Annotated in this window: 20 protein-coding genes; 9 read left to right on the forward strand and 11 right to left on the reverse strand. The window is 71.8% G+C overall.

The annotated features are described in order from the left end of the window. Positions 1-193: 193 nt before the first annotated feature. From ACZ6JT_RS14240 to ACZ6JT_RS14275, 8 genes are all read left to right on the forward strand, one after another. Positions 194-976, forward strand: a complete 783-nt coding sequence (locus ACZ6JT_RS14240) for an ABC transporter ATP-binding protein (RefSeq protein WP_469209796.1) — start codon at positions 194-196, stop codon at positions 974-976. Further along, positions 958-2,031 (forward strand): hypothetical protein, encoded by a 1,074-nt coding sequence (locus tag ACZ6JT_RS14245; protein ID WP_469209798.1) that lies wholly within the window; start codon positions 958-960, stop codon positions 2,029-2,031. Before ACZ6JT_RS14240 ends, ACZ6JT_RS14245 begins: the two co-directional genes overlap by 19 nt. A 26-nt stretch (positions 2,032-2,057) precedes the next feature. Then, on the forward strand, positions 2,058-3,149 hold the full coding sequence (locus tag ACZ6JT_RS14250; protein ID WP_469209800.1) for an LOG family protein: 1,092 nt from the start codon (positions 2,058-2,060) through the stop codon (positions 3,147-3,149). Positions 3,150-3,229: 80 nt separating this feature from the next. After that, complete coding sequence (locus ACZ6JT_RS14255; RefSeq protein WP_469209802.1) at positions 3,230-4,135, forward strand: DMT family protein; 906 nt, start codon at positions 3,230-3,232, stop codon at positions 4,133-4,135. 99 nt (positions 4,136-4,234) lie between these two features. Beyond that, entirely contained in the window at positions 4,235-4,867 is a 633-nt protein-coding gene (locus tag ACZ6JT_RS14260; RefSeq protein WP_469209804.1) for a hypothetical protein, read from the forward strand. A 130-nt stretch (positions 4,868-4,997) separates the two neighbouring features. Next, complete coding sequence (locus ACZ6JT_RS14265; RefSeq protein WP_469209806.1) at positions 4,998-5,261, forward strand: ferredoxin; 264 nt, start codon at positions 4,998-5,000, stop codon at positions 5,259-5,261. Continuing rightward, complete coding sequence (locus ACZ6JT_RS14270) at positions 5,258-6,664, forward strand: NAD(P)/FAD-dependent oxidoreductase (RefSeq protein ID WP_469209807.1); 1,407 nt, start codon at positions 5,258-5,260, stop codon at positions 6,662-6,664. The genes ACZ6JT_RS14265 and ACZ6JT_RS14270 overlap by 4 nt, the downstream gene beginning before the upstream one ends. Positions 6,665-6,724: 60 nt before the next feature. Beyond that, entirely contained in the window at positions 6,725-7,975 is a 1,251-nt protein-coding gene (locus ACZ6JT_RS14275) for a cytochrome P450 (RefSeq protein ID WP_469209808.1), read from the forward strand. Here ACZ6JT_RS14275 and ACZ6JT_RS14280 read toward each other — a convergent pair. From ACZ6JT_RS14280 to rpsB, 9 genes are all read right to left on the reverse strand, one after another. Further along, entirely contained in the window at positions 7,972-8,997 is a 1,026-nt protein-coding gene (locus tag ACZ6JT_RS14280) for an ABC transporter ATP-binding protein (RefSeq protein WP_469209809.1), read from the reverse strand. The genes ACZ6JT_RS14275 and ACZ6JT_RS14280 overlap by 4 nt on opposite strands. Next, positions 8,997-10,613: an ABC transporter permease gene (locus tag ACZ6JT_RS14285; RefSeq protein ID WP_469210691.1), complete on the reverse strand. Its 1,617-nt coding sequence runs from the start codon at positions 10,611-10,613 to the stop codon at positions 8,997-8,999. Before ACZ6JT_RS14285 ends, ACZ6JT_RS14280 begins: the two co-directional genes overlap by 1 nt. Positions 10,614-10,708: 95 nt before the next feature. Then, positions 10,709-11,791: a thiamine ABC transporter substrate-binding protein gene (locus ACZ6JT_RS14290; protein WP_469209811.1), complete on the reverse strand. Its 1,083-nt coding sequence runs from the start codon at positions 11,789-11,791 to the stop codon at positions 10,709-10,711. Between the two features lie 253 nt (positions 11,792-12,044). After that, on the reverse strand, positions 12,045-13,157 hold the full coding sequence (gene rlmN, locus ACZ6JT_RS14295; protein WP_469209813.1) for a dual-specificity RNA methyltransferase RlmN: 1,113 nt from the start codon (positions 13,155-13,157) through the stop codon (positions 12,045-12,047). 93 nt (positions 13,158-13,250) lie between these two features. Beyond that, a complete protein-coding gene (locus ACZ6JT_RS14300; protein ID WP_469209815.1) occupies positions 13,251-14,327 on the reverse strand; it encodes a phosphatidate cytidylyltransferase in 1,077 nt (358 codons plus the stop codon). Beyond that, positions 14,327-14,884, reverse strand: a complete 558-nt coding sequence (gene frr / locus ACZ6JT_RS14305) for a ribosome recycling factor (RefSeq protein ID WP_031144133.1) — start codon at positions 14,882-14,884, stop codon at positions 14,327-14,329. Before frr ends, ACZ6JT_RS14300 begins: the two co-directional genes overlap by 1 nt. Before the next feature lie 85 nt (positions 14,885-14,969). Beyond that, positions 14,970-15,749 (reverse strand): UMP kinase, encoded by a 780-nt coding sequence (pyrH, locus tag ACZ6JT_RS14310; RefSeq protein ID WP_052872354.1) that lies wholly within the window; start codon positions 15,747-15,749, stop codon positions 14,970-14,972. Positions 15,750-15,911: 162 nt separating this feature from the next. Beyond that, on the reverse strand, positions 15,912-16,748 hold the full coding sequence (gene tsf, locus ACZ6JT_RS14315; RefSeq protein WP_030708563.1) for a translation elongation factor Ts: 837 nt from the start codon (positions 16,746-16,748) through the stop codon (positions 15,912-15,914). 135 nt (positions 16,749-16,883) lie between these two features. Beyond that, entirely contained in the window at positions 16,884-17,765 is an 882-nt protein-coding gene (rpsB, locus tag ACZ6JT_RS14320; RefSeq protein WP_469209817.1) for a 30S ribosomal protein S2, read from the reverse strand. A 249-nt stretch (positions 17,766-18,014) separates the two neighbouring features. On the opposite strand from rpsB, the gene ACZ6JT_RS14325 reads away from it, so the two are divergent. Then, on the forward strand, positions 18,015-18,545 hold the full coding sequence (locus ACZ6JT_RS14325; protein WP_469209819.1) for a M23 family metallopeptidase: 531 nt from the start codon (positions 18,015-18,017) through the stop codon (positions 18,543-18,545). 201 nt (positions 18,546-18,746) lie between these two features. Here ACZ6JT_RS14325 and ACZ6JT_RS14330 read toward each other — a convergent pair whose 3' ends face one another. Both ACZ6JT_RS14330 and whiG read right to left on the reverse strand, forming a co-directional pair. Then, positions 18,747-19,304, reverse strand: coding sequence for a TetR/AcrR family transcriptional regulator (locus tag ACZ6JT_RS14330; protein ID WP_385811933.1), 558 nt, complete (start codon positions 19,302-19,304; stop codon positions 18,747-18,749). Positions 19,305-19,356: 52 nt separating this feature from the next. Beyond that, positions 19,357-20,193, reverse strand: coding sequence for an RNA polymerase sigma factor WhiG (gene whiG / locus ACZ6JT_RS14335; protein WP_469209820.1), 837 nt, complete (start codon positions 20,191-20,193; stop codon positions 19,357-19,359). Positions 20,194-20,395 lie beyond the last annotated feature (202 nt).

A 20,395-nucleotide genomic window follows, 5' to 3' on the forward strand; every position in this document is an offset into this window, starting at 1 on the left:
CCGGCCGGCCAGGATGTAAATCGTCCGAGGCTGCAATAGTCCGATCACATGGCCCGGATCCCCCGTTCGAGTGAGAACGCGGGGGTTCGGGCCGCGTGCTGTCACCATCCAAGACGTTCATCTCTTTACATCTCAGTGCGGGGCCAGTGACCGAACCGGCTCCGCTTCGTTCCCCCGGACGGAGGTGTACGCCATGGTGGCTCCACCGGACACTGCCCCGCCTGACAATGACGTCCTGTGGGCTCGGTCCCTTCACTACTCCCACGGAGAGCCCTCCAGGACGACGTCCGGGGCGGGAGCCCCCGCCCTCGTCGGGGTCTCCGTGGGGGTCCGCCAGGGCGAGATCCTGGCCCTCACCGGCCCCCGCGGCAGCGGCAAGACCACCCTGCTCCGCTGCCTGTCCGGGCAGCTGCGGCCCGAGGGCGAGGTCTGGTTCAACAGCGTCCCCGTGCACACCATGGGCGCGACGGCCCGCGAACGCCTGCGCCGCGACCGCTTCGGCTGGATCGGCCCGGAGCCGCAGCTGCTGCCCGAGCTGAAGGTCTGGGAGAACGCCGCCCTGCCGCTGCTCCTCGCCGGGGCCCCCCACCGCGCCGCCAGGAACGTCGCCTGTGAATGGCTGGACCGCCTCGACATCGGCGGCTTCGCCCGCAAGCGCCCCGCTTCCCTCACCCGGGCCGAGTGCCAGCGGGTCGCCCTGGCCCGCGCCCTGGTCAACGAGCCCGCGGTGATCTTCGCGGACGAACCCACGGCCCCGCTGCACCGCGCCGAGCGGGCCCTGCTGCTCCGGGCCCTCACCACCGCGGCCCGCTCCCACGAGGTCACCGTGCTGCTGGCCACCCACGACGAGGCCACCGTGGCGGTCGCGGACCGCCGGCTGGCCCTGCTCGACGGCCGCCTCGCGGGAGCCGCGGCCGCCTCCTCCCCCGCCCACGACACCCCGGAGGGCCAGGCCGCGTGCTCGCTCTCCGCCTAGCCCGTGGTTCCCGGCCACTCGTCCAGCTGCGGCGGCTCCTCGTCGCGGCCGCCTCGGCCGGGACCGGGTTCCTGCTGCTCTCCGTACTCGCCGGGGCCGTGGCCCGGCCCGCCGGATCGTTCCCTCGTCTGCTGTGGGCCCTGATCCCGGTGGCCGTCACCGTCCACTTCGCCGTGGCCGTGGCCCGCGCCGACCCGGCGAACCGCCCCCGCGCGGGCATGGACGCCGTCGGGCTCGGACCCCTGCGGCTCGTCCTCGTCGCCGCGGTCTCCACCGCCGTCGCCTGCACCCTGGGCAGCTCCCTGGCCCTGGCCGCCTTCCTCCACCTGCGCGGGGAGCTGGCCGGACTGCCGTTCGACGGAGCCGGGGCCGGGCTGCTCCACGCCGACCAGCCGCTGCCCGTGGCCGCCGCCCTCACCCTGCTGGCCCTGGTCCCGCTGACCGCCGCGGCCGCCACCGCCATCGCCCTGCGCCCGCACCGGCCGCTCGCCCCGCAGACCGGCCTGCCCTGGGGGATCGCGCTGACCGCCTGCGGGTTCGCCGCCGAGGCCTACGCGGGCCGCAGCGGCCCCGGGATGCTCGCCGGCTGGTCACTGACCGCGATCGGCCTCGCCCTCGCCGGGCCGGGATTCGCCTACGCCTCCGGGAGCCTGATCCAGGCCGTGCGCCCCGGCGCGCTGCGGCTGCTGGCCGGGCGGGTCCTCCAGGAGGAGGCGCCCCGGATCGGCCCGCCGCTCGGCGTGCTGTGTTCCGTCGGCGCCGGCGCCCTCACCGCCGTGGCCCTGCGCGATCAGGGCGGGCCGCTCGTCCCGCTGGGCCCGCTGACCGGGCCGGCCGCCGCGCTGGTGGCCCTGTGCGCGGCCGCGACCCTTCTCACATCCGCGGTGGAGGCGCGCAGCGGCCGGGGCGCCGCGCGGGAGGCCCTGCTCGACCTCGGCGCTCCCGCCAAGGTCCTGCGTACGGCGGCGAGTCTGCGGGCCGGCGCGCTCGTGGCGGTGTGCGTTCCGCTCAGCTGGGGTGTGGCGCAGCTGACGTCACTGGCACTGACCCGCTGACGCGACCAGCCCTTAGGGTGGGCCGAATGGTCAACGCAGACATCGAGATCGAGACGCTCGCCGAATTCGACCAGGTCGTGGCACGCGGCTCGCTCAGCGGCTACCGGATCCAGTCGGTCAACCTGCTGGAGCGGACCTTCGCGCTGCTCTCCGCCGACACCTCGGCAGCCGTGTTCCTGGGCTGCGCGATGGAGCCCGATGCCTCCGTGAAGGTCCGCGCCGACGGCGCCCTGGTCTTCCCGCCCGTCCCGGACCTGCCGTTCAACCCGTACCGGGGGCTGCTCTACACGCCCGAGGAGCTGTTCGCCGGACTGCCCGACGGGTACGAGGCCACCCCGGACGCCCTGGCCTACGCCTGGTTCCAGGAGACCAAGGCCGACGGCGACGTCTTCTCCTCCATGCTCCGCTCCCTCCACGACGACGCCGTCTCCGACGCCCTCGACGAGCACCTCGCCGGCGCCCGGGTCGTCGGCGTGATGGGCGGCCACGCCATGTCCCGCGGCGGTAGGGACTACCGCGGCGCGGCGCAGCTGGGCCGGGCCCTGACCCGGTCCGGGCTGACCGTGGCCACCGGCGGCGGCCCCGGCGCGATGGAGGCCGCCAACCTCGGCGCCTACCTGGCCCCGGCCCCCGACGACGCCCTCGCGGAGGCCCTCGAGCTGCTGGCCAAGGCCCCGTCCTTCGCGCCGTCGGTGTCCGACTGGGCGCGCGCGGCCTTCGCCGTACGGGAGCGCTGGCCGGCCGGCGGTGACTCGGTGGGCATCCCGACCTGGTTCTACGGGCACGAGCCGCCGAACGCCTTCGCGGGGCACATCGCGAAGTACTTCGCGAACGCCACCCGGGAGGACGGCCTGCTGGCCCGCTCCACCGCGGGCGTGGTCTTCCTGCCCGGCGCGGCGGGCACGGTCCAGGAGGTCTTCGACAACGCCACGCCGAACTACTACGAGTCCCGGGGCGAGCCGGCGCCGATGGTCCTGGTCGGCCACGACCACTGGACCGCGCACCTCCCGGTCTGGCCGCTGCTCCGGGCGCTCGCCCGCGGCCGCGCCATGGAGTCCCGGATCGCGCTGGTCGACTCGGTGGACGAGGTCCCCGACGTCCTCGCGTCAATGATCTGAACTCCGGAAGCAACTTCGCGGCCCGTTCCCACGTCTGGCAGAGGTACCGCAAAACCTGCCAGACGTGAACGGAGCCCTTGGTGCTCATAGGCCTGCTGACCGCTGTCGCGGCGTCCATCTGCTACGGCACGGGATCCGTGCTGCAAGCCGTCGGATCGCGCCGCGCCGCCCGGATGTCCCCCACCGCCGCCGGGGTGACCGCCCATGGCGGACCCAATCTGTCGTCCACCGCGAAAGCGGCGATGACCTGGGAGTTCATCGTCGGCACGATCCTGGACTTCGTGGGCTTCGGACTGGGCGCCCTGGCCGCCCGCCTCCTTCCCCTGTTCCTCTCGCAGACGGTGATCAGCGCCAACCTGGTGATCACGGCCGTGCTGAGCGTGAAGATGCTGGGCATCCGGCTGAGCCGGAAGGAGTGGACCTCGATCGGCGTCGTCTGCACGGCGCTGGTGCTGCTCGCGACGGCCGCGGGTCACGAGGGCGGCCACCACGCACCGATGTCCACGCACTGGTGGCTGCTGGGGATCACCCTGGTGCTGATGGTCGGCGGCACGGTCGCGGTACGCCTCCTCGGCGGCGGGGCGGCGATCCTGGCGGGCCTGCTGTCGGGCCTGGGCTTCGGCGCGCTCGGCGTCGGCGTCCGGATCCTGGACGGCGTCGACCCGTTCGACCTCGGCACCTTCCTGTCCGACCCGGCCCTCTACGCCATCGTGGTGGCGGGCGTCGGCGGCATGTACCTGCACACGGTCGCCCTGCAGATCGGCTCGGTGAACGGCGCCACGGCGGCGCTGGTCGTCGGCGAGACGGTGCTCCCGGGCGCGATCGGCGTGCTCTGGCTCGGTGACGCCTCCCGTCCCGGTCTGGCCTGGCTGGCGGTCCTCGGCTTCGTCCTGGCCGTCACCGGCGCGGTGGCCGTCGCCTGGTACGGCAAGCACGAGGGCGCCGACGAGGAGGCCCCGACCCCGGTGCCGGAGGCCGTCGGCTGACCCCGGGCCCGCCGGCGGGCGTCACCCGGTCGGCCGCCCCCCGGTGGTGGCCCGGGGGCGGCTGCCGCTTGCTGGACCGGGGGAGAGAGCGAGGGGCTGATGGAGCCCACGACCGATCGGCTGAAGACACCGCGAGCCGCCGGGATGGCCGGAGTCTGCTTCGCCCTGCTGCTCGGGGTGGCGATCGTCCTGATGCGGATCGCCGTCCCCGGCGACGTCGCCGACGCGGCCGTCGACCCGGACAAACGCTGGGCGGTCCGGGTGGCCCTGGAGATCGTGCCCTTCGCGGGCATCTTCTTCCTCTGGTTCATGGGCGCCCTGCGCGCGCACACGGGTGATGCCGAGGACCGGTTCGTCGCCACCGTGTTCCTCGGGAGCGGCTTCGTCTTCGTGGCCACGCTGTTCGCCTCCGCCGCGGCCGCGGGCACGGTGCTGAACGAGGACACGCCCTCCGACTTCGGCCGCCACTTCGCCTATGCGCTCCTCGCGACCTACGCCATGCGGATGGCCGCCGTCTTCGTCCTGGCGACCTCGACGATCGGGCGGCTGCTCGGGGTCTTCCCCCGGTCGCTGGCCCTGCTGGGCACCGTCGTCGGCCTGGTCCTGATCGTGGTGGGTTCCGGCGTGCCCTGGTCCGAGATGCTGTTCCCGGCCTGGGCCCTGGTCATCAGCGTGCACATCCTGCGCGCCCGGCGCGGCACCGCCCGGACGGGCCGGTCCGGACCGCCCTGACCCCCGCTGACCTGGGCATGTGCACTCCGGCAGGCGGCCCGAGGGCCCCCCGTGCATGCTGGGGTGAAGGGGAGGATCCGGGGATTTCGGGGGTGACGGGGTACCCAGCCGAGGGAAAGGCAGAACCGTCATGAGGCTTGTCGTCGACCTCAACCGATGCCAGGGGTACGCCCAGTGCGCGTTCCTCGCTCCCGACGTGTTCGCCATGCACGGCGACGAGTCGCTGCTCTACGACCCGGAGGCGGCCGCCGAGCAGCGCGAGAACGTCGAACGCGCCGTGGCCGCCTGTCCCGTCGGTGCGATCCTCCTGGAACTGACCGACGAGGACATGGCGAACGTGCCGGCCCCCGATGCCGTGGCCGGAGCCGGCTCCCGTACGGGAGGCGTGCGGTGACCGGTGACGGAACACGCGACGGATCCCTGGAGCGGCTCAAGCGCGAGGGCCGCATCGTCGTCGTCGGCGCTTCGCTGGCCGGCCTGCGGGCCGCCGAGACCATGCGCGAGAAGGGCTTCGCCGGTTCGCTCACGATGATCGGCGACGAACCGTACGAGCCCTACGACCGGCCCCCGCTGTCCAAGCAGGTCCTGCTGGGCAAGGCGGTCGCCGATCACACGGCGCTCCCCCGCCGCCGCGCGATCGACGCCGACTGGCGCCTCGGGGTCCCCGCCACGGGACTGGACATGGCCGCCCGCCGGGTCCGGCTCGGCAACGGCGACGAGGTCGAGTACGACCGGCTGCTGATCGCCACCGGAGTGCGGGCCCGGCCCTGGCCCAACCCGGAGGAGGGCGCCCTCAAGGGAGTCTTCGTCCTGCGCACCCGCGACGACGGCGAAGGACTGCAACAGGCCCTCGCCGCCGGCCCGCGCCGGGTGCTCGTCATCGGAGCCGGCTTCACCGGATCCGAGATCGCCTCCGCCTGCCGGGAACGCGGCCTGGACGTCACCGTCGCCGAACGGGGCGCGGCTCCGCTGGTCGGCGCGCTCGGCGGGGTGATCGGCGAGATCGCGGCCGGGATGCACCGCGAGCACGGGGTGGACCTGCGCACCGGGGTCATGGTGACCGGGCTGGAGGGCGACCCCTCCGGACGGGTCCGCGCCGCCCACTTCTCCGACGGGTCCACCGTCGAGGCCGATGTGGTGGTCGTCGGGCTCGGCGCGCAGCGCAACACCGAGTGGCTCGCCGGGTCCGGGCTGGGCGCCGGCCCCCGCGGCATCGCCTGTGACGCCGGCTGCCGGGCCTTCGACATCCGCGGCATAGTGACCGATGACATCTACGTGGCGGGTGACGTGGCGCGTTCCCCGCACGCCCTGTTCGGTTACCAGTTCCTCTCCCTGGAGCACTGGGGCAACGCCGTCGCGCAGGCCGACACCGCCGCGCACAACATGCTCAGCGAGAGCGCGGACCGCCGCCCCCACCTGTGGGTCCCGGCGTTCTGGTCCTCGCAGTTCGGGGTGAACATCAAGTCGGTCGGGGTACCGCCGATGGGCACCGAACTCCTCGTCACGCAGGGCTCGCTCGCGGAGCGCCGGTTCGCGGCCGTGTACGGGTACCAGGGGCGCGTGATCGCCGCCGTGACCTTCGACAACTGCCGGTGGCTCCCGTTCTACGAGCACCAGATCGAGACCAACGCCCCGTTCCCCCCGGAGTTCTCGACGGTGGACCGCAGGCCGGAGGGGCGCAAGCCGGTACCGGCGGACTTCCCGGACCCGTCGGTGCCGACGCACGGGCCGACCATCACCCTCAGCGGCTACTCGCCGGCCGACCGGAAGATGACCTTCGTCCCCGGGCGCCCCTGACCGCGTCCGGGACCGCACCGCGCCCTCCCCCGAGGATCACGAGGATCACGAGGACCCGTCATGACACAAGCCCTCCTGCGGGAGATCATCGACTACGCGAACCGCGCGAACCCGTATCCGCTGTACGAGGAGCTCCGCAAGACCCCGGTGTCCCACGACGGGGACGGCCCGTACGTGGTCAGCACGTACTACGAGATCCAGAGCCTCCTGCACGACCCGCGGATCAGCTCCGACGCCAAGAACCTGAAGTCCACCGGGGACGACCCGCTGGGCCAGGCCGAGGACGAGGGGACGGGGACGGCCCTGCCGCCGTCCTTCCTCAAGCTCGACCCGCCGGACCACGACCGCCTGCGGCGGATGACGAACCGGCCGTTCGGGCCGCCCCACGCCCCCCACCGGGTGCACGACATGCGCGACGAACTCGGCGGCCTCGTCACCGGGCTCATCGACTCGATCTCCGAGACGGGCAATCCGGACCGGGTCGACCTGGTCGACCAGTTCGCGTACCCCTTCCCGGTCACGGTCATCTGCCGGTTGCTCGGCGTCCCCCGCGAGGACGAGCCGAAGTTCCACGTCTGGGCGGAGACCCTCGCCGCGAGCCTGGACCCCGACCCGGACGCCGATCCCACCCAGCACGGCAAGGGCGCCACGGACGCCCGCATGGAACTGGGCATGTACCTGGCCGGGTTGATCGAGGAGCGCCGCAAGAACCCGGGCACCGACATGCTGTCCCAGCTGGCGACCGACGACGGTCCGGACGGCTCGATGACCACCATGGAGGCGCTCAGCACCGCGGCGCTGCTGCTGATCGCGGGCCACGAGACGACGGTCAACCTGATCACGAACGGGATGCTGACCCTGCTGCGCCACCCGGACGTCCTCGAGAGGCTGCGCGAGGACCCCGGTCTGTCCGTCCCCATCGTCGAGGAGCTGCTGCGGTACGAGCCGCCCGTGCAGCTGCTCCCCCAGCGCACCACCCTCTCCGACATCGAGGTCTCCGGCGTCACGATTCCCAAGGGCGCCTCGCTGTGGCTGATCCTGGCCTCCGGGAACCGGGACCCGAAGCGGTTCGAGAACCCGGACCGCTTCGACCCCGACCGCAAGGACATCCAGCACCTCGGCCTCGGCAGCGGCATCCACAGCTGCTTCGGCGCCCCGCTGGCCCGGCAGGAGGCGCAGCTGGCGCTGAGCGAGCTGGCCCGCCGGCTGGAGAACCCGCGACTGCTGGAGGACCCGCCGCCCTACCGCCAGAACGCGGTCCTGCGCGGCCCGCGCCACCTGCCGATCGCCTGCGACGGCATCCGCCGCTAGTGCTGTGACGGCAGTACGACGACCTCGGACGGGGTGAACGTCACCGCGACCCGGTCCCCCACGGCCGGCGCCCCGTCCAGTCCGCACTCCGCCTCCAGCTCCGGCCCGGCCTCGGGCCGCAGCCGCAGCGCGACGTGCGTGCCGCGGAAGGTGCGGGACACGACCTCGCACCGCAGGCCCGCCGCGCAGAGCACCACCCCCGCCGGGCGGATCAGCAGCCGCTGCTCCCCCTCGGGGGTTCCCTCCGGAACCGGGACCTTGCCCCACGCGGTCCCGGCCGCCGTGCCCGAGACCACGGCCGGGACGACGTTCTCGAAGCCGAGGAACCGCGCCACGAACTCCGACGCGGGCCGCTGCCACACCTCCAGCGGGGTCCCGGCCTGGGCGATGCGGCCGTCCCTCATGACGACCACCCGGTCGGCCAGCGCGAAGGCCTCCCCCTGGTCGTGGGTGACGGCGAGCACCGTCGTGCCCAGCCGGGAGAACAGCTCCTGGAGTTCCACCACGAGCCGCTCGCGCAGCCCTCGGTCCAGCTGTCCCAGCGGTTCGTCGAGCATCAGCAGCCGCGGCGACGGCGCCAGCGCCCGGGCCAGCGCCACCCGTTGCTGCTCGCCGCCCGACAGGGAGGCCACCGCCCGGCCCTGGGCCCCGGGGAGCCCGACCAGTTCCAGCAGTTCCGCGACCCGGTACGCGTACGAGGCGCGTGCGCCACCGCGCATCCGCAGGCCGAAGGAGACGTTCGCGCCGACGTCGCGGTGCGGGAAGAGCTGGTGGTCCTGGAACATCAGGCCCACCCCCCGCCGGTGCACGGGCACCCCGCACTGGTCGTCCCCGCCCAGCACCACCCGGCCCTCGGACACCCGCTGGAGCCCGGCGACGACCCGCAGCAGTGTGGACTTGCCGCTTCCGCTCGGTCCCAGCACACACACGATCTCGTGCTCGGCGACCTCCAGGTCCACGGAGTCGACGACCGCGCGCTCTCCGAAGCGGACCGACACCCCTTCCAGCTGAAGCAGCGTCATCAGAACTCCCCGGAGGTCTTGTCGGGTCGCAGTCGCTCCAGCAACAGCAGGGACACCGCGCACACCAGCATCAGGATCGTGCTCAGGGCCATCGCCTGCCCGTAGTTCATCTCGCCGGCCCGCCCCAGCAGCCGCGCCACGGCCACCGGCAGCGTCGGCCGGTCCGCCCGCGCGATGAACACGGTCGCGCCGAACTCGCCCAGCGAGACGGCGAAGGCGAAGCCGGCCGCGATCAGCAGCGCCCGCCGCACCAGCGGCAGGTCCACCTCCCGCCAGGCCCGCAGCGGTGACGCGCCGAGCACGGCGGCCGCCTCCCGAAGCCGCCCGTCGACCGCGCGCAGCACCGGCAGCATGGTCCGTACGACGAAGGGCACGCCCACCAGCGCCTGCGCCAGCGGCACCAGGATCCACGAGGTCCGCAGGTCCAGCGGCGGCTCGTCCAGGGTGATCAGGAAGCCGAAGCCCACCGTCACGGCGGACACCCCGAGCGGCAGCATCAGCAGGGCGTCGAAGCCGCGTACGAAGCGGCCCGCGCGCCGGGTCAGCGCGGCGGCCGCGAGTCCCCCGACGAACAGGGCGATCGCGGTGGCGGCGAGCGCGTACTGCAGGGAGTTCCAGATCGCCTCCAACGGCGGCACCAGAAAGGTTCCGCCGCCGGCGCCCGCGTCCTGGAGCGCGCGGTAGAAGCCGAGGCCGTACCCGCCGGGGGTGTCGAAGGACCGCTCGACCAGCACGCCCAGCGGGAGCACGATCAGCAGCGCCACCGTCAGCAGGACCGCGCCCAGCAGCGTGCGCTGCGCCCAGCCGCGCGGCCGGTGCGTGGTGCGGCCCGGGTCCACGAGCCGCAGCGCGGTCTCGCGCCGGCGCACGGTCCGGGCGTGCACGGCGAGGATCCCGCCGATCGCCGCGAACTGCACCATCGTCAGCACGGCGGCCGTCGGCAGGTCGAGGAGCTGCGCGGTCTGCCGGTAGACCTCCACCTCCAGGGTGGAGTACGCGGGCCCGCCCAGGATCAGGACGACGCCGAAGGAGCTGAAGGTGAACAGGAAGACCATCAGCGAGGCCGCGGCCACCGAGGGGGCCAGCGCGGGCAGGGTCACGCGCCGCCAGGCTGCGAACCGGCCGGCGCCCAGCACCCGGGCGGCCTCCTCCTGGCGCGGATCGAGCTGGGCCCAGAGCCCGCCGACGGTGCGGACGACGACCGCGTAGTTGAAGAAGACGTGTGCGAGGAGGATCGCCCAGACGGTGGTGTCGAGCCGGACCCCCATCGTCTCGTCCATCAGCCCGCCGCGCCCCAGCAGCGCGAGGAAGGCGGTGCCGACGACCACGGTCGGCAGCACGAAGGGAACGGTCACCACGGCCCGCAGCACCTGCTTGCCGGGGAACTCGAAGCGTGCGAAGACGTAAGCGCCGGGGAGGGCGATCAGCAGCGTGAGCGCGGTGGAGGCGAACGCCTGCCAGGTGGTGAACCACAGCACGTCGGCGATGTCGGGGCGGGTCAGCACCTCGCCGACCCGGCCGAACTGCCAGCCCTCGTCGGTCTTGAGGCCGCGGCCGACGATCGCGGCGACCGGATAGGCGAAGAACAGCCCGAAGAAGGCCAGGGGCAGGGCCATCAGGACGAGCCGTACGGCGGTCGCCCGGCGGCCCTCGCGGGGGCCGGGGCCCGGCGCGGCGCCCCCCGACGCCGCGCCCGACCCCGTGGTACCGCCTACTTCACGACGAGCGAGGTCCATGCCTTGACCCACTGCTCACGGTTCTTGGCGATGGTCTCGGGGGCCACGTTCTCGGGCTTCTCGACGACCACTCCGTGCTTCGTGAACAGCTCCGGCAGGGAGGCGTCCTTCGTCACCGGGTTCACGAACATCTGGAGCGGCATGTCCTCCTGGAACTTCTTGCCGACCAGGAAGTCCAGCAGGGCCTTGCCGCCCGCCTCGTTCTTCGCCCCCTTGAGCAGGCCCGCGAACTCGACCTGGCGGAAGCACGTGCCGGTGGCGACGCCCGTCGGGGCCTCGGCCGGCTGCGGCTCGCCGTACAGCACCTCGACCGGCGGGCTGGAGGCGTAGGAGACGACCAGCGGGCGGTCGCCCTTGGCCTTCTTGCCGCCCGCGGAGCCGGAGAACCGCTCGTTGTAGGCCTGCTCCCAGCCGTCGACGACCTCGACGCCGTTGGCCTTGAGCTTGCTCCAGTAGTCCTTCCAGCCCTCCTCGCCGTACTTGCCGACGGAGGCGAGCAGGAAGCCGAGGCCGGGCGAGGAGGTCGCGGCGTTCTCGGTGACCAGCAAGTCCTTGTACTCGGGCTTGGCCAGGTCGTCCAGCGTCTGCGGCGGGGCGATCTTCTTGTCGGCGAAGTAGGCCTTGTCGTAGTTGACGCAGATGTCGCCGGAGTCGATCGGGGTGACCCGGTGCTCCTTGTCGAGCACGTACTCGGGCTTGACCGTGTCCAGGCCCTTGGCCTCGTACGCCGTGAAGATGCCGTTGTCGAGGGCGCGCGAGAGCAGGGTGTTGTCCACGCCGAAGAACACGTCGCCGCGCGGGGAGCCCTTGGTGAGGATCTCCTGGTTCAGGGCGGCGCCGGCGTCGCCGGACTTCAGCACCTTGACGGTGTAGCCGCTCTGCTGCTCGAACTCCTTGAGGACCGTGTCGGTCACGTTGAAGGAGTCGTGGGAGACGAGCGTGACGGTCTTGTCGGTCGTGCCCGCGGACTTGTCGCCGGAGTCGCCGCACGCGCTGAGCGTGGTGACGCCCAGCGCGGCCGCGAGCGCGGCGCCCGCGATCTTCTTGGTGGTGCTCACTGGTGAATTCCTCCTGGGATGTCCAGGAGAAGACGCGGCCCTGCCCGGCGCTCTCCGGGAGCGGACGCCGGGCAGGGCGCAACAGCTTGAGTGGTGACCGAACTTCCTACCCCGAATGACCGGGGCGAGGTTCAGAGGGTCTGCGGATGACGGATACCGCACTCTCAGCGCTGTGGCGCTCCCCTGTCGGAATATGAAATTGGTTCGGCCACAGGGTACCCCGTGGCCGAATGGGGCCTCCGCTGACCGGAACCTAGCGCTCCGAGGCCGCGAGCTGGCCGCACGCGCCGTCGATCTCCTGGCCGCGGGTGTCCCGTACGGTCACGGGCACGCCATGGCGGGCGATGGCCTCGACGAAGGCCTTCTCGTCCTCGGGCCGCGAGGCGGTCCACTTCGAGCCGGGCGTGGGGTTCAGCGGGATCAGGTTGACGTGGACACGCTTGCCCTTGAGCAGCTTGCCCAGCAGGTCCCCGCGCCAGGCCTGGTCGTTGATGTCGCGGATCAGGGCGTACTCGATGGAGATCCGGCGGCCGGACTTCTCCGCGTACTCCCATGCCGCGTCGAGCACCTCGCGGACGTTCCAGCGGGTGTTCACCGGGACCAGCGTGTCGCGCAGCTCGTCGTCGGGCGCGTGCAGGGAGACGGCGAGACGGCACTTGAAGCCCTCGTCGGCGAACCGCAGCATGGCCGGGACCAGACCGACGGTGGAGACGGTGATGCCCCGCTGCGACAGGCCCAGGCCGTCGGGCTCCGGGTCGGTGAGCCGGCGGATGGCGCCGACCACGCGGTTGTAGTTGGCGAGCGGCTCGCCCATGCCCATGAAGACGATGTTCGACAGCCGGGCCGGGCCGCCGGGGACCTCACCGTCGCGCAGCGCGCGCATGCCGTCGACGATCTGGTGCACGATCTCGGCGGTCGAGAGGTTGCGGTCGAGGCCCGCCTGGCCGGTGGCGCAGAACGGGCAGTTCATGCCGCAGCCCGCCTGCGAGGAGATGCACATGGTGACCCGGTCGGGGTAGCGCATCAGCACGGACTCGACGAGCGTGCCGTCGTGCAGCTTCCACAGGGTCTTGCGGGTGGTGTCGTCGTCGCACGAGATGTGCCGGATGACGTTCATCAGGTCCGGCAGCAGCTCCTGCCGGAGCTTTTCCCGCGAGGCCGCCGGGATGTCGGTCCACTCGGCCGGGTCGTGGGCGTAGCGCGCGAAGTAGTGCTGGGAGAGCTGCTTGGCCCGGAACGGCTTCTCGCCGATCGCGGCGACCGCCTCACGGCGCTCGGCCGGGGTCATGTCGGCGAGGTGCCGGGGCGGCTTCTTGGCCCCGCGAGGGGCGACGAAGGTGAGCTCTCCCGGAACGGGGCGGGCCATGGCAGGTACTCCTTGTAAGACGAAAGGCGCGCCGCAGAAGCAGCGCGCCTTTCAAGGGTAACCGCCCGGCGTCCCACACCGCCTTTTCGCAGGTCAGCCGGTGCCCACGAAGGCCGCCAGGAGCAGCCAGACCACCGGCGCGGTCGGCAGCAGCGAATCGAGCCGGTCCATGATCCCGCCGTGGCCCGGGAGGAGGGTGCCCATGTCCTTGATGCCCAGGTCCCGCTTGATCATGGATTCGCCCAGGTCGCCCAGGGTGGCGCTGACCGCGACCGCGAGGCCGAGCAGGAGGCCCTGCCACCAGGCGCCGCCCTCGATCAGGAACTCCATGCACAGCGCGCCGGCCGCCATCGCGAAGGCCACCGCGCCGAAGAGTCCCTCGCGGGTCTTGCCGGGGCTGATGCGCGGCGCGAGCTTGGTCTTCCCGAAGCGCCAGCCGACCGCGTAGGCCCCGGTGTCGCTGACCACGGTCAGGAGCAGGAAGGTGATCACGCGCTCGGGGCCGTCGTCGGCGGTGAGCAGCATCGCGACGAAGGTGGCCAGGAAGGGCACGTAGAACGCCGCGAAGGCGCCCGCCGTGACGTCCTTGAGGTAGTCCTCGGGCGGTTCGGTCATCCGCCACACCAGGACCGCCAGCACGGTCAGGGCCATGGCGACCAACGCGCCCTCGGCGCCCCGGACGTACCCGGCGATGACCATGGCCGCGCCGCCGACCGCGAGCGGGACCAGCGGGGCCTTGATGCCCTTCTTCTCCTGCAGCCGGGAGGTGAGCTCCCACAGCCCCACGACGACCGCGACGACGATGACGCCGACGAAGACCGCCTTGACGATCAGCAGCGAGGCGAAGATCACCGCGCCGAGACCGACGCCGACCCCTATGGCGGCGCGCAGATCCCGGCCCGCGCGCTTCTTCGGCGGCGGGGGCGAGGCGTCCTGCGGCTGCGGGGCATGCGGAGGCGGGGGGCTGGGCATGGGCTCCTGCGGCGGCGTATCGGCGCGGAAGAGGGGGCCGCCGTCCAGGGCGGCCCCCCGATCGCGTGCTTCCCGGTCGTCGAAGTCACGGCCGGCGGCATCGGGCACGATGGGCATGGGCCGAGTGTGCGGGCCCACCTGCGCATCGTATGCGGGACCCGCCGGAACCGGCTCCGGCTGCCAGGAAGTGTCGTTCATCAGACTTCGAGGAGCTCGGCTTCCTTGTGCTTGAGGAGCTCGTCCACCTGCGCGACGTACTTCGCGGTGGTGTCGTCGAGCTCCTTCTCCGCGCGACGGACCTCGTCCTCGCCGGCTTCCTTGTCCTTGACGAGCTTGTCGAGGGCGTCCTTCGCCTTGCGGCGCACGGCGCGGATGGAGACCTTGGAGTCCTCGGCCTTGGTGCGGGCGACCTTGATGTACTCCTTGCGGCGGTCCTGCGTCAGCTCGGGGAAGGTCACCCGGATGATGCTGCCGTCGTTGCTCGGGTTGACACCGAGGTCGGAGTCGCGGATGGCCTGCTCGATGTTGCGCAGGGCGCTCTTGTCGAACGGGGTCACGATCGCCATGCGCGGCTCGGGCACCGAGAAGGAGGCGAGCTGGTTGATGGGCGTGATGGCGCCGTAGTAGTCCGCCACGATCTTGTTGAACATCGCCGGGTGCGCACGGCCGGTGCGAATCGCGGCGAAGTCTTCCTTGGCGACGACGACGGCCTTTTCCATCTTCTCCTCGGCCTCGAGGAGGATCTCTTCGGTCACCACGTGCTCCTGCATGTCTTGAATGGATGGTTCAGGCGGGCGGGGCCGGCGGGGCCGGTCCGGGCTCGGTCCGGCAGCGGACCGATCAGACCCGGGTTTCCTGGTCGCTGACGAGCGTGCCGATCTTCTCACCCTTGACGGCGCGGGCGATATTGCCCTCGGCGAGCAGCTCGAACACGAGGATCGGAAGCTTGTTGTCGCGGCACAGCGTGATCGCGGTGGCGTCGGCGACCTTGAGGTCGCGGGAGAGGACCTCGCTGTACTCCAGCGCGTCGAACTTGACCGCGTCCGGGTTCTTCTTCGGGTCGGAGTCGTAGACCCCGTCGACGCCGTTCTTGCCCATGAGCAGGGCCTCGGCGTCGATCTCCAGGGCTCGCTGGGCGGCCGTGGTGTCGGTCGAGAAGTACGGCATGCCCATGCCCGCGCCGAAGATGACGACGCGGCCCTTCTCCAGGTGGCGCACGGCACGCAGCGGGATGTACGGCTCCGCGACCTGGCCCATGGTGATGGCGGTCTGCACGCGGGAGTCGATGCCCTCCTTCTCCAGGAAGTCCTGGAGCGCGAGGCAGTTCATGACGGTGCCCAGCATGCCCATGTAGTCGGACCGTGCCCGGTCCATGCCGCGCTGCTGGAGTTCGGCGCCGCGGAAGAAGTTGCCGCCGCCGATCACGACGGCGATCTCCGCGCCGTCGCGGACCACCGCGGCGATCTCACGCGCGATGGCGTGGACGACGTCGGGATCGACGCCCAGTCCTCCGCCACCGGAGAAGGCCTCGCCCGACAGCTTCAGCATGAAGCGGCGGCCCTTCTTGTCCTGGTCGCTCTTGTCGTCGGATGCGGTGTGGGGGTCCACGCCCTGATTCATGGAGATCTCCTCGTGCACATACGAAGAAGGCCATTGCCGGTGGGTCCTTGCGGTTCCCTCTACGGCAATGGCCTCCTCGTCAGATCTGCGGTCGCCTCGCGCAAGCGCGGACGACTGCTTCAGACCCTACCGGGGTCCGGTGTCCGTCGCGTACGGACGGACTCAGATGCCGACCTTGATGCGGGTGAAGCGCTTCAGGGTGACACCGGCCTCGTCCAGAACCTTCTGGACGGACTTCTTGTTGTCCAGGGCGTACGCCTGGCCGAGCAGCGTGGCGTCCTTGAAGAAGCCGTTGACGCGACCCTCGACGATCTTCGCGATGGCAGCCTCGGGCTTGCCCTCCGCGCGGGTGACCTCTTCGGCGATGCGACGCTCGGACTCGACCTTCTCGGCCGGGACGTCCTCGGCGGACAGCCACTGCGGGGCGAACGCGGCGATGTGCTGCGCGACGCCGCGGGCGACCTCGGCGTTCTCCTTGTCGAGCTCGACCAGGACGCCGATCTGGAACGGCAGGTCGGGCATCGTGCGGTGCATGTACGCGGTCACGTAGCCGCCGTTGAACTGCGCGAAGCGGTCCAGGACGATCTTCTCGCCGAGGTTGGCGTTGGCCTCGTCGACGAAAGCGGTGACGGTCTTGCCGGGCTCGATCTCGGACGCGAGGAGCGCCTCGATGTCGGCCGGGGAGGTGGCGGCCACGTGGGCGGCCAGCTGGTTGGCGACGGCCAGGAACTTCTCGCCCTTGGCGACGAAGTCGGTCTCGCACTTCAGCTCGACGATGACACCGGAGGTGTTGTCGTCGGCGATGAGGGAGACGACCGCACCGTTCTCGGCAGAACGGCCCTCGCGCTTGGCGACGCCCTTCTGACCCTTGATGCGGAGCGCTTCCTGGGCCTTGTCGACGTCACCGTCGGCGTCCACGAGCGCGTTCTTGCAGTCCAGCATGCCGGCGCCGGTGAGCTCGCGGAGCTTCTTGACGTCAGCGGCGGTGTAGTTCGCCATGAGTCTGTGATTCTCTCTCGAAGTCGTAGATCTACGGGTGAACGGCGGAGGTGCCGCGCTCGTGGCGCGGCTCCCCCGCCGTCATCGTCCGTGCTGTGAGTGCCCGGCGTGTGAACACCGGGCGCTCTCAGTGGGTCAGGCCTGCTCGGCGTCGGCGGCCGGGGCCTCGACAGCCTCGGCGGCCGGGGCCTCGGCGACAGCCTCGGCAGCCGGGGCGGCCTCGGTCTCGTCGACCTTCTTGTCACCCTCGAGCAGGTCGCGCTCCCACTCGGCGAGCGGCTCGGCGGCGGCCTTCTCGCCCGGCTTCGAGTCGCCGGTCGCAGCGCCGGAGCGGGCGATGAGGCCCTCGGCGACGGCGTCGGCGATCACGCGGGTGAGCAGGGTGACGGAACGGATCGCGTCGTCGTTACCCGGGATCTTGTAGTCGACCTCGTCGGGGTCGCAGTTGGTGTCGAGGATCGCGACGACCGGGATGTGGAGCTTGCGCGCCTCACCGACGGCGATGTGCTCCTTCTTGGTGTCGACGATCCAGACGGCGCTGGGGACCTTCGACATCTCGCGGATACCACCGAGGGTCTTCTCCAGCTTGGTCTTCTCGCGGGAGAGGACCAGGAGCTCCTTCTTGGTGAGACCCGAGGCGGCGACGTCCTCGAAGTCGATCGCCTCAAGCTCCTTCAGACGCTGAAGGCGCTTGTAGACGGTGGAGAAGTTGGTGAGCATGCCACCCAGCCACCGCTGGTTGACGTACGGCATACCAACGCGCGTCGCCTGCTCGGCGATGGCCTCCTGGGCCTGCTTCTTGGTACCGACGAACATGATGGAGCCACCGTGCGCGACGGTCTCCTTCACGAACTCGTAGGCGCGGTCGATGTACGACAGCGACTGCAGCAGGTCGATGATGTAGATGCCGTTGCGCTCCGTGAAGATGAAGCGCTTCATCTTCGGGTTCCAACGACGGGTCTGGTGACCGAAGTGGACGCCGCTTTCCAGCAGCTCCCGCATCGTGACGACGGCCATGGCCATCTCCTTGGTTTCTCGGTTTGGTTCCTGACGCCCCACCGCGCCCTGCCCCCATGAGGGACCGAGAGACGCTGCCACCTGGCCGTTTCGGCCTGGTGCTGGGGCGTGCGAAGTCGACCCGGTGACCCGGATCGCCACAAGAAGTGTACGGGACCCGGCGGTATGCCGGGTGACGCCGTTGTCCACAGCGCCCCGACCGTCCACAGGCCCGTGCCCGGCCGCGTGCGGGCGCGGGACGCTAGGCCCATGACGACCTTGCTGCTCAGCCTGCTCCTGGCCCTGGCCCAGGCGGTCCTTCCGGGACCCGCCCCCGGGCCCGTTCTCGCGCCCGTTCCCGGCGTCCGCCCGCTGCCCGCGCCGCTGAGGGTGGCCCGCTGGTGGGATCCGCCGCCGACCCCGTACGCGGCCGGGCACCGCGGCGTGGACCTGTCCGCCCCGGTGGGCGCGGAGCTCCGCGCGGTCGGGCCCGGCCGGGTCCACTACGCCGGGCTGGTCGCGGGCCGCGGAGTGCTCTCCCTGACCCTCCCGAACGGTCTGCGCACGACCTACGAACCGGTCCGCCCGCTGGTCACGGAGGGCGAGGAGGTCACGGCGGGCCAGGTGGTGGCGGTCCTGACGGAGGGCTCCCACTGCCCGCAGCCCTGCCTCCACTGGGGCCTCCTGTCAGGCGAGACGTACCTCAACCCGCTCACCCTCGCCCCTCACCCGACCCCCCGCCTCCTGCCGAACGCACCCCCGCCGGCGCTGGCGGCCATCTCCAGCCCCGCCGGCGTTTGAGGCGCGGGGTCCGGGGCGGAGCCCCGATCCTTGAGCCGCACCAGCACACCCGCCGGAGCGAAGTCCAGCCCCGCCGGCGTTTGAGGCGCGGGGCCTGGGGCGGAGCCCCGATCCTTGAGCCGCACCGGCACACCCGGCGGGAGCGAGATCCAGCCCCGCCGGCGCTTGAGGCGCGGGGTCCGGCGGCGGAGCCCCGGGGCCTCAGCCGCGCACGCCCCGCAGGGCCATGGCCACGGCCGCCTCCGTCACGACGGCGGGATCCTCGGCCGCACCGAGCTCGATCCGCCGGACAGCGGCGTCGACCACGCCCTGCAACAGCATCGCCGCGAGCCGCGGCTCCTGCTGCCCGAGGGCGGCCAGCGCCTCGACGATCATCGCCACCAGCCCCCCGTGCGCCGCACGGATCTTCTCCCGCGCCCCGGCGTCCAGCTCGCTCGCCGAGATGGCCACCACCGCCCGGTGCCGCCGGTCCCCCACCAGCCCCAACTGGCTCCGCACGTAGGCCTCGATCTTCGCCTCCGGCGACGGGGCCTGCTCCATCGCCGCCTCGATCTCGGCGGCCCACACGGGGAAGTCCACCGCGCACAGCTCTTCGACGACGGCCGCGCGGGAGCGGAAGTACTCGTACACGGAGGACCGGGCGAGGCCGGTCCGCTCCGCCAGGGCGGGGAAGGTCAGCGCCTCCGTCCCGCCTTCGGACAGCAGAGAACGCGCGGCGTCCAAGAGGGCGCCGCGCTGCATCGACCGGTGCTCGGCCACGGAGGCCGCTCGAATCCTGGGCACGCATCCACTCTACGGACGCGGCGCAAGCTCACCGCCCCACATCCGCCAACTTCGCGCGCAACTGCAGGACGGACTTGGTGTGGATCTGACTGACCCGGCTCTCGGTGACGCCCAGCACGTTCCCGATCTCGGCGAGCGTGAGTCCCTCGTAGTAGTAGAGGGTCACCACGGTCTTCTCCCGCTCGGGCAGGGTGTTGATGGCCCGCGCGAGCAGGCGCCGCAGTTCGCGGTCCTCCGCCACCTCGACCGGGTTGTCGGCGGCGGTGTCCTCCAGGGTGTCCATCAGCGAGAGGCGGTCGCCGCCCTCGCCGCCGACGTGCAGCAGCTCCTCCAGCGCGACGACGTTCGCGAGGGACAACTGGCTGAAGACGGTGTGGAGGTCCTCCACCCCGATGCCCATCTCCCCGGCGACCTCGCTCTCCGTCGGGGTGCGCCGCAGCTGGGCCTCCAGCGTGGCGTAGGCCCGCTCCACGGCCCGCGCCTTCTGCCGGACCGAGCGGGGGATCCAGTCCAGGGCTCGCAGTTCGTCGATCATCGCGCCGCGGATCCGGGTGATCGCGTACGTCTCGAACTTGATCGAGCGGTCGATGTCGAACTTCTCGATGGCGTCGATCAGTCCGAAGACCCCGGAGGAGACGAAGTCGGCCTGCTCCACATTGGGCGGCAGCCCCACGCTGACGCGGCCGGCGACGTACTTCACCAGGGGCGAGTAGTGCAGGATCAATTGCTCCCGCAGCCGCTCGTCACCCGATTCCTTGTACGAGCGCCACAGCGCCTCCAGGGACGAGGGCGCGGTGGACCGCGCGCTGCCGCGGGCAGCGGGGGGCACCGCTGCGCGGTCAGACCCTGAGGTGTGCTGGGGCATGCTTCGCCTTTGCCGGAGCCGGATTCCTTGGGAGCGTAGCGTGACGGAAGTGTCGCGGTGCGCGAAGAGTACGGGATGGCGCGGGTGCGCAGACGCGCCCCGGCTCGCACGCGCCGCCCGGGACCGGCGCCGCGCGCACGGTCCCGGCGGCTGCCATCGGGAAGACCGCGTCTCTCATCGGTTTCACTCTTTCACCGGAACT

This window comes from Streptomyces sp. NPDC046308, assembly GCF_055588065.1.